The sequence below is a fragment of the Variovorax sp. AC194 genome (genome assembly GCF_979257995.1).
The window spans coordinates 3,472,102-3,485,332 of sequence record NZ_OZ409823.1 but is presented as its reverse complement, the minus strand read 5'-3'; the positions used below and the strand labels follow the sequence as shown (position 1 = coordinate 3,485,332).

At 66.9% G+C, this 13,231-nt stretch carries 13 protein-coding genes and 1 pseudogene; 4 read left to right on the top strand and 10 right to left on the bottom strand.

Translation table 11 applies throughout. The features are described 5' to 3' along the window. Nucleotide 1: 1 nt before the first annotated feature. The 4 genes and pseudogenes from ACZYRS_RS16710 (at nucleotide 2) to ACZYRS_RS16695 (ending at nucleotide 2,693) form a co-directional block, all read left to right on the top strand. Nucleotides 2-454 carry a hypothetical protein gene (locus tag ACZYRS_RS16710; protein ID WP_463420132.1) on the top strand — a complete coding sequence of 151 codons (453 nt, stop codon included), beginning with the start codon at nucleotides 2-4 and terminating at the stop codon, nucleotides 452-454. 23 nt (nucleotides 455-477) lie between these two features. After that, entirely contained in the window at nucleotides 478-1,758 is a 1,281-nt protein-coding gene (locus tag ACZYRS_RS16705; RefSeq protein WP_463420131.1) for an amidohydrolase family protein, read from the top strand. A gap of 4 nt (nucleotides 1,759-1,762) precedes the next feature. Continuing rightward, nucleotides 1,763-2,266, top strand: a pseudogene (locus ACZYRS_RS16700) (GNAT family N-acetyltransferase). Between the two features lie 22 nt (nucleotides 2,267-2,288). Further along, nucleotides 2,289-2,693 carry a GFA family protein gene (locus tag ACZYRS_RS16695; protein WP_463420130.1) on the top strand — a complete coding sequence of 135 codons (405 nt, stop codon included), beginning with the start codon at nucleotides 2,289-2,291 and terminating at the stop codon, nucleotides 2,691-2,693. On the opposite strand, the gene ACZYRS_RS16690 is transcribed toward ACZYRS_RS16695, so the two are convergent. The 10 genes from ACZYRS_RS16690 to tssG form a co-directional block, all read right to left on the bottom strand. Continuing rightward, nucleotides 2,662-3,234 carry a GNAT family N-acetyltransferase gene (locus tag ACZYRS_RS16690; RefSeq protein ID WP_463420129.1) on the bottom strand — a complete coding sequence of 191 codons (573 nt, stop codon included), beginning with the start codon at nucleotides 3,232-3,234 and terminating at the stop codon, nucleotides 2,662-2,664. The genes ACZYRS_RS16695 and ACZYRS_RS16690 overlap by 32 nt on opposite strands. A 19-nt stretch (nucleotides 3,235-3,253) precedes the next feature. Then, nucleotides 3,254-3,691, bottom strand: coding sequence for a DUF3574 domain-containing protein (locus ACZYRS_RS16685; protein WP_463420128.1), 438 nt, complete (start codon nucleotides 3,689-3,691; stop codon nucleotides 3,254-3,256). Nucleotides 3,692-3,708: 17 nt separating this feature from the next. Continuing rightward, nucleotides 3,709-4,446 (bottom strand): CatB-related O-acetyltransferase, encoded by a 738-nt coding sequence (locus ACZYRS_RS16680; RefSeq protein WP_463420127.1) that lies wholly within the window; start codon nucleotides 4,444-4,446, stop codon nucleotides 3,709-3,711. 24 nt (nucleotides 4,447-4,470) lie between these two features. Then, a complete protein-coding gene (gene sbcB / locus ACZYRS_RS16675) occupies nucleotides 4,471-5,910 on the bottom strand; it encodes an exodeoxyribonuclease I (protein ID WP_463420126.1) in 1,440 nt (479 codons plus the stop codon). After that, nucleotides 5,911-7,356, bottom strand: coding sequence for a cardiolipin synthase (gene cls, locus ACZYRS_RS16670; protein WP_463420125.1), 1,446 nt, complete (start codon nucleotides 7,354-7,356; stop codon nucleotides 5,911-5,913). Between the two features lie 201 nt (nucleotides 7,357-7,557). Then, nucleotides 7,558-9,879, bottom strand: a complete 2,322-nt coding sequence (gene clpA / locus ACZYRS_RS16665) for an ATP-dependent Clp protease ATP-binding subunit ClpA (protein WP_198788489.1) — start codon at nucleotides 9,877-9,879, stop codon at nucleotides 7,558-7,560. Nucleotides 9,880-9,946: 67 nt separating this feature from the next. After that, nucleotides 9,947-10,306 (bottom strand): ATP-dependent Clp protease adapter ClpS, encoded by a 360-nt coding sequence (gene clpS, locus ACZYRS_RS16660; protein WP_013541678.1) that lies wholly within the window; start codon nucleotides 10,304-10,306, stop codon nucleotides 9,947-9,949. Between the two features lie 135 nt (nucleotides 10,307-10,441). Beyond that, entirely contained in the window at nucleotides 10,442-11,071 is a 630-nt protein-coding gene (locus ACZYRS_RS16655) for a hypothetical protein (RefSeq protein ID WP_463420124.1), read from the bottom strand. Then, nucleotides 11,068-12,057 (bottom strand): type VI secretion system protein TssA, encoded by a 990-nt coding sequence (locus tag ACZYRS_RS16650; RefSeq protein ID WP_463420123.1) that lies wholly within the window; start codon nucleotides 12,055-12,057, stop codon nucleotides 11,068-11,070. Before ACZYRS_RS16650 ends, ACZYRS_RS16655 begins: the two co-directional genes overlap by 4 nt. Before the next feature lie 18 nt (nucleotides 12,058-12,075). Continuing rightward, nucleotides 12,076-13,203, bottom strand: a complete 1,128-nt coding sequence (gene tssG / locus ACZYRS_RS16645) for a type VI secretion system baseplate subunit TssG (RefSeq protein WP_463422495.1) — start codon at nucleotides 13,201-13,203, stop codon at nucleotides 12,076-12,078. Between the last annotated feature and the right edge of the window lie 28 nt (nucleotides 13,204-13,231).

Genomic DNA, 13,231 nt, shown 5'->3' with positions numbered 1-13,231 from the left:
GATGATGAAGACGACCGCTGCCATCCTGCTCGCCGCACCGCTCCTATTCGGCGGCACCGTCGCGCAGGCCCTGGGCAGCGACTACAGCTACGACACCTTCAAGACGCCCGATTCCGTGAGCTGGGTGCAGCTGTGCGGCACCTGGGGCAAGGACCACCAGGGCACCTACCGCGTGGTCCATGCGGACCAGTACGCGCAGTCGTTCCTCTACGTGCAGTGGATGACCCGCGATGCCAACGGCGGCCTGCACGCCGAGCACACGGTGGCCATCGCCGAACTCGACAACGACCACGCGGAAATCGCGCTCACCGACATCACCTGCCGCGCCACGCCGCGCGGCATCGTGGTGACGGCCAAGGCCGACTCGGGTCACGACGACAAGCTGCGGCGGGTGACGATCGAGGTGGGGCCTGCGGCGGGGCAGTACCGGTATCGGGCGCAGCGCACGCGCTGAAAGACAGTCCAGGAACTCACACGATGCTCGACCTCCTCATCACCAACGCCACCCTCCCCGACGGCCGCACCGGCATGTCGATTGCCGTGCAGGACGGCCGCATCGCCGAGGTCACCGAAGGCCTGGATGCGCCGGCGCACGAGAAGCTCGATGCGCAAGGCCTGCTGCTCGCGCCGCATTTCGTCGACCCGCACTTCCACATGGACGCCACGCTGAGCTACGGCCTGCCGCGCGTCAACGAGAGCGGCACGCTGCTCGAAGGCATCGCGCTGTGGGGCGAGCTCAAGCCGCTGCTCACGGCCGATGCGCTGATCGAGCGCGCCTTGTCCTATTGCGACTGGGCCGTGGCCAAAGGGCTGCTGGCGATCCGCACGCATGTGGACACCAGCGACCCCAGCCTGCTCGCCGTCGATGCGCTGCTCGACGTCAAGCGCCAGGTCGCGCCCTACCTCGACCTGCAACTGGTCGCCTTTCCGCAGGACGGCGTGCTGCGCTCCCAGGGCGGCGTCGAGAACCTCGTGCGCGCGCTCGACAAGGGCGTGGACGTGGTCGGCGGCATTCCGCATTTCGAGCGCACCATGGCCGACGGCGCGGCGAGCGTGAAGCTGCTGTGCGAGCTGGCCGCCGAGCGCGGCAAGCTGGTGGACATGCACTGCGACGAGTCCGACGATCCGCTCTCGCGCCACATCGAGACGCTGGCCTTCGAGGCGCAGCGCCTTGGCCTGCAGGGCCGCGTGACGGGCTCGCACTGCACCTCGATGCACTCGATGGACAACTACTACGTGAGCAAGCTCTTGCCGCTGGTCGCGCAGAGCGGCGTGGCGGTCATCGCCAATCCGCTCATCAACATCACGCTGCAGGGCCGCCACGACACGTATCCCAAACGCCGCGGCATGACGCGTGTGCCCGAGCTCATGGCGGCCGGCGTGAACGTCGCCTTCGGCCACGACTGCGTGATGGACCCCTGGTACGGCATGGGCTCGGGCGACATGCTCGAAGTGGCGCACATGGGGCTGCACGTCGCGCAGATGACGAGCCAGGCCGGCATCCGCCAGTGCTTCGAGGCGGTGACGTCGAATGCGGCGCGTGTGATGCATCTGGAGAACTACGGCATCGCCGCGGGCTGCGATGCGAGCTTCGTGCTGCTGCAGGCGCGCGATGCGGTCGAGGCGATCCGACTGCGTGCGACGCGGCTCAAGGTGTTTCGCAAGGGCAAGCTGCTGGCGGAAACGCCGGCGGCCACAGCGACACTGCGCGTGCCGGGGCGGGCGCAGGCGACCAGCTGGATGAATCCCAAGGCCTGAGTCCATGCAGGGCTTCGCTTTCCGGCCGATGCAGGCCTCGGACCTGCCGCTGCTGCGCGAATGGCTGGGCCGGCTGCACGTGACCGAGTGGTGGGGCCCGGCGCCTTCGCAGGCGGAAGTCGATGAAGACTACGCGCCGATGCTGTCGCCGGAATCGACCGACCGCGCCTACATCGCCCTGCTGGACGGCACGCCGATCGGCTACATCCAGTCCTACGTCGTCATGGGTTCGGGCAACGGCTGGTAGGAGGAAGAGCGCGATCCGGGCGCGCGCGGCATCGATCAGTTCCTCGCGCATGCCGAACAGTTGAACCGCGGCCTCGGCAGTGCGATGGTTCGCGCATTCGTGGACCAGTTGTTCGAAGACCCGGCAGTGACGAAGGTCCAAACGGATCCTTCGCCGAATAATCACCGCGCGATCCGCAGCTACCTGCGCGCCGGTTTTCTTGAACAGGGCGAAGTGGCCACGCCCGATGGCCCGGCCCTGCTGATGGTGCGAACCCGATGAATCATCCCTGGAGACAGACGACATGAAAGTCCACGGCAGCTGCCATTGCGGCCAGATCACCTACGAGGCCGACGTCGATCCCGACAAGGTGAGCCTGTGCAACTGCGCCGATTGCCAGGTGCTCTCCGGAACGGCCTATCGCGTGTCCGCGCCCGTGCCGGCCGAAAACTTCCACCTGCTGACCGGCGAGCCCAAGGTCTACGTCAAGACCGCCGAAAGCGGAACGCGGCGCCGCCAGAGTTTCTGCGCGCACTGCGGAACGCCGATCGCTTCGAGCCCCGACATCGATCCGCCGCCCGCCTACTCGCTGCGCATCGGCAGCCTCGCGGAACGCGACCGGTTGCCGCCGCAGAGGCAACAGTGGTGCCGCTCGGCGCTCGGCTGGTCGCAGGACCTCAGCGGGCTGCCGGCCCAGCCGACCCAGTAGCCGGGGCCGATCCGCCGCCTTCGAGGTCGCACCACATGTGCACCTTGGCCAGCAGCGCGCCATCGAGCGCAATGGCCATCGGCTCGACGCCGAAGACCTGGAAGCCGCAGCTTTCGTACAACGTCTGCGCGGGCGCATTGCCCTCGGTCACCGTGAGCTGCACCAGCCGCAACCCGCCGTGCGCGCGTGCATGGTCGAGCACGGCCTGCACCAGCCGGCGGCCGAAGCCCGCGCGGCGCGCCGACGCCATCACCGACATGCCGAACAGCGTGGCCTTGTGGCGCGCGCGCTCCCGGTCCTCGAAGCTCAGGCCCGCGGCGCCGACCAGCGCGCCAGCGTCGTCGAATGCACCGAAGACCACGCTCGGCGCATCCTTCTCGGCGCCCAGGCGCTTCTCCCACCAACTCAGCGGCAGGCCTTCGCGCTCACCGACCGTGGAGGTGAAGGCACTGGGATGCGTGGCGTAGGCATCGAGCATCACGGCGCGATAAGCGGCGGCATCCGCGGCGGTCAGGCGACGGACGATGTTGCTGTCCTTCACGGTGTTTTCTTGAAGATCTTCAGAAGCGGACACAGACGGATTGCCTTTCCTGCAGCACCGCCTCCTGGCCGAAATTCTTGCGGTACGTGTCGATGATGTTGGCGATGGCGGCGTCATCCTTCGCATTGCGCGGATGCAGCAGCACGACGAGCTTGGAAGGCTCGCGCACCACGCCGCCCGAGGCACCGCGCCATTGGCCGACGGCGTCGAGCACCGTGAGCCCTTGCGGGAACGCGGGGGTCACGGTGGTGTCGAGGAAGCCGCTCCACTGCGCATCCGACACTTGCCCACCCGCCGGTATGGCACGGCCGAAGAAGAGCGTGTCGCGTTCGAAGGTGTCGAAACCGGGGCCGCAGGCCTTGCCTGCCGTCGGTGTGGAAGGCGTGGCGCCGCAGCCTGCGAGCGCGCCGATCACGACGGCGGCGAATGCCAATCGGGCGCGGGAGATAATTGTCATGGCGTTCGCCCTCGCGATCAGCCTGGTCGAAAGAGGAGCGGCGCAGGCGCCCCTTCTTTTTCCGGCGTACCGAAATCGAGCAGCCGCCACCCCGGCTCCCACCGCTGCACGCGCCCCTCGGCGATGGCGGCTTCGAGCACGGTCTGGGCTTCTTCCGGGTGCTGCCAGTCGAGCGCCAGGGCGCGCAGGTCCCAGTCCCACCACGGGCAGGCCCGGATGCGTTCGACGAGCGCATCCGGAAAGCGCTGGCGGATCACGCGCGCCGGCACGCCGCCGACGATGGTGAACGGCGCCACGTCCTTGGTCACGATGGCCCCGGCGCCGATCACCGCGCCGTCGCCGATGGTCACGCCGCCGCGGATGCTCACGCGCGAGCCGATCCACACGTCATGCCCGATGTTCACGCTCGAATGCGACCAGAACCCGCCGATCGGTCGATGCCGGTACGGCTCGGGAAAATTCGGCGCGAAGCTCAGCATGTGCGTGGTGAACCAGTCGGACGGGTGGTCCGACAGCACCTGCACGCCGTCGCCGATCGAGCAGTAGCGCCCCACATGCACCGCATTGAGCGCGGCGCCCGGCGAAAGCGTGGTGTACGCGCCCAGCGACCCGCCGATGACGCGCACCGCATGCCAGATGCGCACCGGCGTCTCGAAGCGGAACGGTATCGACAGCTGGACACCCGCCGAAAGGAACAACCCGTGTTCCTCCAGGCCCGTGGAAAGCTCGGGGGTGATGGTGAGGTTCTTGTCCATGGGCGGGTGTGCGTGCGTGAATGTTCAGGCTTCGGGCGCGATGGCTTCGGCGTATTCGTAGAGCGCGCCGAGGATTTCCTCGCCGCGCTCGTCCGCCGTTTCGGAGAGCGCATCGACTTCGCTGAACAGCTGCTCGATGGTGCGCGCCCCGCCCTCGCCATGGAACAGGCGCGCCACGCGCAGCGCCTCCCAGCGCTCGGTTTCTTCGGGCGCGAGCGATTCGGGCCAGTTGCGCGCGCGGTAGCGGAAGACGATCTCCTCGAGGCGACCGTCGTCGAAGCCGGTGCGGTCTTTCGCGAGCTCGCCGGCCGAGAGGCCGCGCAGCTGGTTCAGGCGCCGGCGGTCGGCGTTGCCGACGAAGCCGCCGTACAGGTCCTCATCGACGTCGGGCGTGGCCTCCTTGGGCCGTGCGTACACCTGCGACCAGATCGCGCTCATGTCGGGCAGGTCGCGCGCGATGGCGGCGTGGCGCATGGCGGTGTCCAGGTCCACGCCCCAGCGCTCGGCCATCGGCAGCGCGAGCGTGCGCAGGTTGCCGACCACCATCGGCGACTTGTTCAGGTGGATGCCCTTGACGGGCAGGCGCACCACGCCTTCGGGCAGATCGGCCGTGCGGGTGAAGAGGCGCAAGCGCAGCGTCTCGACATCGAGGTCGCGCAACTCGCTCGGGTCGTGCGCGAGGTCCCAGGCGAGCAGTTCGTTCTTGTTGGTGGGGTGGCTCGCGAGCGGCCACATCACGGCGATGCAGCCGCGCTCGACCGGGAACATGCCCGAGACGTGCAGGAAGGGCTTGGCGGTCTCGCGCATCGCGGGCAGGCCGAGCTCGCTCGCCACGCGGTCCTTCCTGTGCAGGCCGAAAGCGAAGTCGAAGAGCTTGGGCTGACGGTCGCGGATGAGCCGCGCCAGCGCGATGGTCGCGCGCACGTCGGAGAGCGCATCGTGCGCCGACTCGTGCAGCAGGCCGTTCGCGCGCGCGAGGTCTTCGAGCTTGAAGCTGGGCTTGCCGTCTTCCTTCTTCGGCCACTCGATGCCCTCGGGGCGCAGCGCGTAGGTCAGGCGCACCACGTCGAGCAGGTCCCACCGGCCGCAGTCGTTCTGCCACTCGCGTGCATAGGGGTCGATCAGGTTGCGCCAGAACATGAAGCGCGTGACCTCGTCGTCGAAGCGGATCGTGTTGTAGCCCACGCCGATGGTGGCGGGCTGCGAGAAGGCGCGTTCGATCTGCGCGGCGAAGTCGTGCTCGGGGATGCCGCGTTCCAGGCACACCTGCGGCGTGATGCCGGTGATGAGGCAGGCCTCGGGGCTGGGCAGGTAGTCCGGCGCGGGCTTGCAATAGATCATCAGCGGCTCGCCGACTTCGTTCAGCTCGGCATCGGTGCGGATGGCGGCGAACTGCGAGGGGCGGTCGCGACGCGCCACGGCGCCGAAGGTTTCGTAGTCGTGCCAGAGAAAGGTGTGGTTCATTCAGAGCAGGGGTGAAAACAAGCGCGCAATGGAATCGCCGAGGCGACGCCAGAAATTCTGGGGCCGGGTGGCGCGCACCGCGCCGGAGCTGTGCAGGTCGGTCTCGAACTGCGCGGCCAACGGGCGGGCCAACTCGGGGCCGTAGACCACCGCGCAAACCTCGAAGTTGAGCCGGAAGCTGCGGTTGTCGAAATTCGCGGTGCCGATCATCGCGCAATGCTCGTCGACCACCAAGGTCTTGGAGTGCAGCATGCGCGCCTTGTATTCCCAGACCTTGACGCCGGCAGCGATCAGCTCGTCGAAGTACGAGCGCGCGGCGGCGCTCACGATGGCCGAGTCGCTGCGGCGCGGCACCAACAGGCGCACATCGACGCCGCGCAGCGCGGCGCTGGTGAGCGCCATGAGCGCGGGCTCGCCGGGCACGAAGTACGGCGTGGTGAGCCAGGCGCGGTGCGTGGCCGAATGGATCGCCTCGACGTGCATGCGGTGGATGGGCTCGAGCATGTTGTCGGGGCCGCTCGTCACGATCTGCACGGGGATGTCGCCCGCATCGAGCTGCGGCAGCATCGCGGCCATCGTGTCGTCCATGCCGCGTGGGTCTTCGCCGGTGGCGTAGGTCCAGTCTTCCAGGAACGTCGTTTGCAGCCAGCGCACCGCACTGCCCTCGATGCGCAGGTGCACGTCGTGGTACGCGTCGGGGTTGGTGCGCTTGTCTTCCTCGTCGGTGATGTTCACGCCGCCCGTGAAGCCCACGCGACCGTCGCACACCACGATCTTGCGGTGGGTGCGGTAGTTGGTCACCGGGCGCAGGCGCCGGCCGATCTTGGTGTCGTGGAAGAGCGCGACCTTCACGCCCGCCTCATGCAGCGGCGCCATGAACTTGCGGCCGATGCGCTTGGAGCCGAGCGCGTCGAGCAAGAGGCGCACGACGACGCCCTCCTTCGCGCGTTCGACCAGGAGGTCGCGCAGCGCGGTGCCGATCTTGTCGGGCTCGAAGATGTAGTACTCGAGGTGGATGTGGTCCTTCGCCGCGCGCACGGCCTCGAAGATGGCATCGAAGGTGCGCGCGCCGCCCGAGAGCAGTTCCACATCGGACGCGCTCGAGACCGGCAGCCCGCAGGACGCGGTGCCCAGCCGCGCCATCTGCTGCAGCGCCGGTGGCGCGTTCTGCGCCGCGTCGCGCAGGCGGGCGAGATCGGCCTGCGCGGATGCCCCCGCGCGGCTGCGCAGCCGCTTGATGCGTTGCTTGCGCAGTCGCTGCGGCCCGAGGAAGTAATAGATGACGAAGCCAGCGAACGGCAGCAGCGCGAGCGACAGGATCCAGCTCATCGTGGAGACCGGCGCGCGCTTCTGCATCACGATCCAGATCGACAGCACGGCGATGTAGCCGCTCCAGGCGAGGGAGAGGCCGGTTTTCCATTCGGGGCTGAGGACGGGGAGGATCAAGGCGAACGAAGGCGGAAAAGGCGTGCGGTTGAGCTTGCGGGGTTCGGGCCGCCCAAAGAAAAAGGCCGGCAGCGAATGCTACCGGCCTTTGCCTTCATTCCAGAGATACCGCGGAACCGGCTTTGCCGGGCCACAGGTATCGCCCCCGGAAGGGGGTTGGCGAAGCGACACGAAGTGCGCGAAGCCTGGGGGAGAGCCCAATCACCCCGTAGCGGCTTCTTCCGCTTCAGGCTTGGATTTGCCTTCCTTCTTCGACAGCGGCTGGATGTCCAGCAGCACTTCGTCCTTGTCGTCGAGATCGACTTCCAGGCGCCCGCCGTCGGTCAGGCGACCAAAGAGCAGTTCGTCGGCCAGTGCACGACGGATCGTGTCCTGGATCAGGCGCTGCATCGGACGCGCGCCCATCAGCGGATCGAAGCCCTTCTTGGCCAGGTGCTTGCGCAGCTTGTCGCTGAAGGTGACTTCCACCTTCTTCTCGGCCAGTTGCGTTTCCAGCTGCAGCAGGAACTTGTCGACCACGCGCAGGATGATGTTCTCATCGAGCGCCTTGAAGTTGACGATGGCGTCCAGCCGGTTGCGGAACTCGGGCGAGAACAGGCGCTTGATGTCGCCCATTTCGTCGCCCGCCTGGCGCGGGTTGGTGAAGCCGATGGTCGCCTTGTTCATGGTCTCGGCGCCCGCATTCGTCGTCATGATGATGATGACGTTGCGGAAGTCGGCCTTGCGTCCGTTGTTGTCGGTCAGCGTGCCATGGTCCATCACCTGCAGCAGCACGTTGAAGATGTCCGGATGCGCCTTCTCGATTTCGTCGAGCAGCAGCACCGAATGCGGCTTCTTCGTGACGGCTTCGGTCAGGAGACCGCCCTGGTCGAAACCGACGTAGCCCGGAGGCGCGCCGATCAGGCGGCTCACCGCGTGACGCTCCATGTACTCCGACATGTCGAAGCGGATCAGCTCGATGCCCATGATGTAGGCAAGTTGCTTGGCCGCTTCGGTCTTGCCGACGCCCGTGGGACCCGAGAACAGGAACGAGCCGATCGGCTTGTCGCCCTTGCCCAGGCCCGAACGCGCCATCTTGACCGCGGAGGCCAGCACTTCGAGTGCCTTGTCCTGGCCGAACACCACGCTCTTCAGGTCGCGCTCGATCGTCTGCAGCTTGCTGCGGTCGTCGTTGCTGACGTTGGCCGGGGGAATGCGCGCGATCTTCGCGACGATTTCCTCGACCTCGGTCTTGCTGATGGTCTTCTTGCGCTTGCTCGGCGGCAGGATGCGCTGGGCGGCACCGGCTTCGTCGATGACGTCGATCGCCTTGTCGGGCAGGTGACGGTCATTGATGTACTTGGCGCTGAGCTCGGCGGCGGCCTGCAGGGCTGCCACCGCGTACTTCACGCCATGGTGTTCCTCGAAGCGCGACTTCAGGCCCTTGAGGATATCGACGGTTTCCTGCACCGACGGCTCGACCACGTCGACCTTCTGGAAACGACGCGACAGGGCCGCATCCTTCTCGAAGATGCCGCGGTATTCGGTGAACGTGGTCGCGCCGATGCACTTGAGTTGGCCGCTCGAGAGCGCGGGCTTGAGCAGGTTCGACGCATCGAGCGTGCCGCCCGAGGCTGCGCCCGCGCCGATCAGCGTGTGGATTTCGTCGATGAAGAGCACCGCGTTCGGCTTGTCCTTGAGCGACTTGAGCACGCCCTTCAGGCGCTGCTCGAAATCGCCGCGGTACTTGGTGCCGGCCAGCAATGCGCCCATGTCGAGCGAGTAGACCTGCGCCTCGGCGAGGATCTCGGGCACGTCGCCCTGCGTGATGCGCCATGCGAGACCTTCTGCAATCGCGGTCTTGCCGACGCCGGCCTCGCCCACGAGCAGCGGGTTGTTCTTGCGCCGGCGGCACAGGATCTGGATGACGCGCTCGACCTCGTATTCGCGGCCGATCAGCGGATCGATCTTGCCGTCCTTGGCGAGCTGGTTGAGGTTCTGGGTGAACTGCTCGAGCGGCGATGCCTTCTCGTTGCGCTCGCCGCCGCCCTCTTCGCCTTCACCTTGAGGCGCTTCGCCGCTGCCCTTGACGGCTTCGGGCGGATCGCTCTTCTTGATGCCGTGGGCAATGAAGTTCACCACATCGAGGCGGGTCACGCCCTGCTGGTGCAGGTAGTAGACCGCGTGCGAGTCCTTCTCGCCGAAGATCGCGACCAGCACGTTGGCGCCGGTGACTTCCTTCTTGCCGTTGCCGGTGGACTGCACATGCATGATGGCGCGCTGGATCACGCGCTGGAAACCCAGCGTGGGCTGGGTGTCTACATCGTCGGTACCCGCCACTTGCGGCGTGTTGTCCTTGATGAAGTTGGTGAGCGACGCCCGAAGGTCGTCGACGTTCGCCGAGCAGGCGCGCAGAACCTCTGCGGCGCTCGGGTTGTCCAGCAAAGCGAGCAGCAGATGCTCCACGGTGATGAACTCGTGGCGCTGCTGCCGGGCCTCGACGAAGGCCATGTGCAAGCTGACTTCCAGTTCCTGGGCAATCATGTGATTTCCTTTTGCCTTGCTGTAAATAAGTTCTCAGATGGGTTGGAGCTTGCGCAATTCAACAGGTTCACGCAACTGGCTCACTGACACATTGCAGCGGGTGCCCAGCCTGCTGCGCGGCCTCCATGACCTGATTCACTTTAGTGGCTGCCATGTCGCGGGAATAAACCCCACAGACGCCGCGGCCATCCAGGTGAATCTTCAACATGATCTGCGTCGCGGTTTCGCGGTCTTTGCTGAAGTACTCCTGCAGCACCACGATCACGAACTCCATGGGGGTGTAGTCATCGTTCAGCATGACCACCTGGTACATCTGGGGCGGCGCAGTTTTCTGCGGCCGGCGCTCCAGAACGACCGAATCTCCGTCATCCCCGGCCGGTTTTTGGGCCGGGGGGGTGGGGGGAGTCTTGGGAATTCTCGTTGCCATGAAAAAGATTCTATAGAGCGTGCAAGCACCGTGCCGACGCAGGAAGACTTGGTGACGTGTATTCGACAAATCAAGTGCCTTGCGTCGCATGCGCCAGCGCAAACAGCGAAATAAATCGGTGAATTGCCGCCGCGCTCAGATATTTCGCAGGATTGGCTTATTTGGCGCCGACATTTTTCTACGCTGCGGCCGGACGGGCGCTGGCAGGTCGGGAGGCAATGCGTCGACTTCCTCGTCGCTGAGCTCTCGCTCGGGCACTTCCGGGGACTGAATGAGCGCTGGAGGCACCCGAAGCGTTTCCATCGCTTCGTGAGAATCAGCTGCGGCCGCGGCTGCTGCCGCGGCTGGCAACGGTGCGAGCGTCGGCTTTTCCGCCTGAGCGATATCGGCAGGCTGCGCACTTTCGCGCGGCATCGGCGCGCTCAAGCCCGACAGCAGCGTGCGCCACTCGGCCTGCCTTTGGGTTTCCTGCTCCGATTGCCAACGCTGCTGTTCGCGCAGCAACGCCTTGTGGCGCTCCGTGTGCTGCCGTCCGAGAAGCTCCAGTTCGATCCGCGCCGCGCGCTGAACCCATTGCGGCACGCACAACAAGGCGTGGTGCAAGTCCCACTGGGCCTGCGCCCTGGCCAGCTCGAATGCCTGTCGCTGCGCCTTCAATTGCGCCCGGGCAGCCTGCGAGAACGCCCACGCGCCGAGCCCGGCCCCGAGCAGTCCCAGGACGAAACAGGCCGACAGGAAGCCCATCTCCATTTCATTTCCCATCAAGGGCGCCCTTCGGCGGAGTCCCATTTCCGCAACAGATCGAGTGGAATGGCGTCGGCCACCTGCGCGAACCGCTTGCCGACCATGTGTTCGGCCTGCCTCAGCAGTACCGCCACCGGGCTGCTGGGTTCGTGGTTTTCAAACCACTCGCGCGCATTGCGAATGGATTGAAGAACGTCGTCGCGCGAGGTGGCGCCGGGAAGGTGGGAACGCGTTGCACGCTCGTGATGCTCGACGGGCTCGGCCTCGGGCGCGGCTTCGACAACCTCGTCGAAAGGTTTCAGGAGATCGATCAGTGCCTGCAGCGACGGTGCATCCTGACCCAGGCGATGCGCCGCCCAGGCCACGATCTGCCGGGCAGCCCGAGATGCCTGCGACAGCATCTCCGCCGGCACATGGGCGCCTCCGTTCGAGGCGAGGCGCAACTGCGCAAGCTGCTGCGCGACGGATTCGGGACTCGGCGCATCGGCCGGACGCGGCACCGAACGGGCGCGTTCGATTTCGCGCACCGTCAGGTGCCTCGCGGCATTCGCCGCGACGACGATCTCACGCACGTCGGCCAACAAGCCGTCAGGGTCCGCCAGCGCCGCCAAGGCATTGGCGCGCACGGCCGGATCGCGCTCTCCTTCCACCGTGATCTGTGGATGCACCGCGTCGGGCCAGCGCTCCAGCACCGCGGACAGCGCGCTCAGCGACTGCGCAAGCCCCGTGGCCTGGGCCAGCCGCGTGCGAGCCCGGCACAGCCAGACGAACAGGTTGATGTCCCGGGTCCGCAGCAGCAGGCGGCGGCAGTCGCGTTCGATCTCGGCCCAGTTGGGCGCCTCCGGCGTTCCGACGAATTGCCCGTACTGCGCGTCGCTGCGCGGTGACATGCGCGAGAGCAACACGGCGTATTCCGCGTCGTATTCGAGGCTCGGACCGCAGGGCTCCTGGGCACTCAACGGCGCGAGCTCGGTGGCCGGCACGATGGAGGTAACAGCGTAGGTCATGAATTTCGGGTGAACGTGTCAATGAAAGGTCCGGGCATCGCCGTCGCGATAGCGCGAACCGATGTACTGCTCCGGCTCGAACACCATCCCGACGGTGAAGTCGGCCGCATGCGCCGCCGTTCGTGACGCGGCTCGCGCCGCGGCCTGCCCCGCCCCCCTGCCCTCGGCGCCGCCGAGCCAGGTGGACCATCCGAGCCTCTCCCCGTCGTCGAGCCGGGCGGGCGGCGTGCTGTCGTTGCGGATGCGCAGTTCGACCTCCCAGACGAACTCATGGCCGACAAAGGCGCGCACCCATTCCACGAGCAGCGCGAGGTCCTGCCCGCGCGGCGTGAAGCGCAGGTACTGAGCGAGCTTCAACGGCCCGATCACGAGCCGGAACTTGTTCTGCCGGTCGGCCACGACCTCCCCCGCGATCGCCCCGGCGCCCATGACGCTGGAGGCGCGCGCGCGGCCCAGATGGCTCTGGTCTTCGTCGTCGATGCGGATCCAGTGCAGCACGAACTCCTGAAGCTGCACGGGCACCGCGAAGAACCGGGCCACTGTGGCGGCCAATCCATCGGGGTTGCGGGCCTCTCGGCCCAGGTGCGTGGATGCCGCGAGGCGCGCATGCGCGGGCAACACCGAATCGCGGATCTCCAGCGGGTCATGACCCGTGAGGCGTGCGACGTAGCGGCTGAAAGCTTCATCCTCCGCGCGATCCAGGCCCGCGGCAGCCTGGCTCTGCGCCCACGCGCGGTACATGTGCGTGAGGTAGCGGTGATGGAAGAGGTCCAGAAAGTCCGCCAACGTGCTGTCGTTGTGATTCTCGGCACGATCGCGCACCAGTTCCGTGTAGTGCAGCGGAAGCGGCCCGTTGGGGCCCAGCAGGCCCAGTCCGTACACGCGCATCACGGGAAGCGCCGGGTTGTTCCCGGCGCGCGGGGGTGGAGCCCCCGGCAAGCGCTGCGCCGATTCGCCCGGCAGCACCACGGCGGCGATCTCGCGCGGCGCAAAGATCAAGGCGGCCGCCTGCCCCAACCGGAAAGGCTCTTGCTGCGGTCGGCTTGCGAGTCCGATGGGTGGCTGTTCTGACCAGGCGGCGCCGAAGCGCCTCAACACCGCGAGAAATCCGAACTTCCAGGGGGTCACACGCAATTGCGCGAGCATTTCCTGCAGCGCGGGCTTGGCCGGGGTT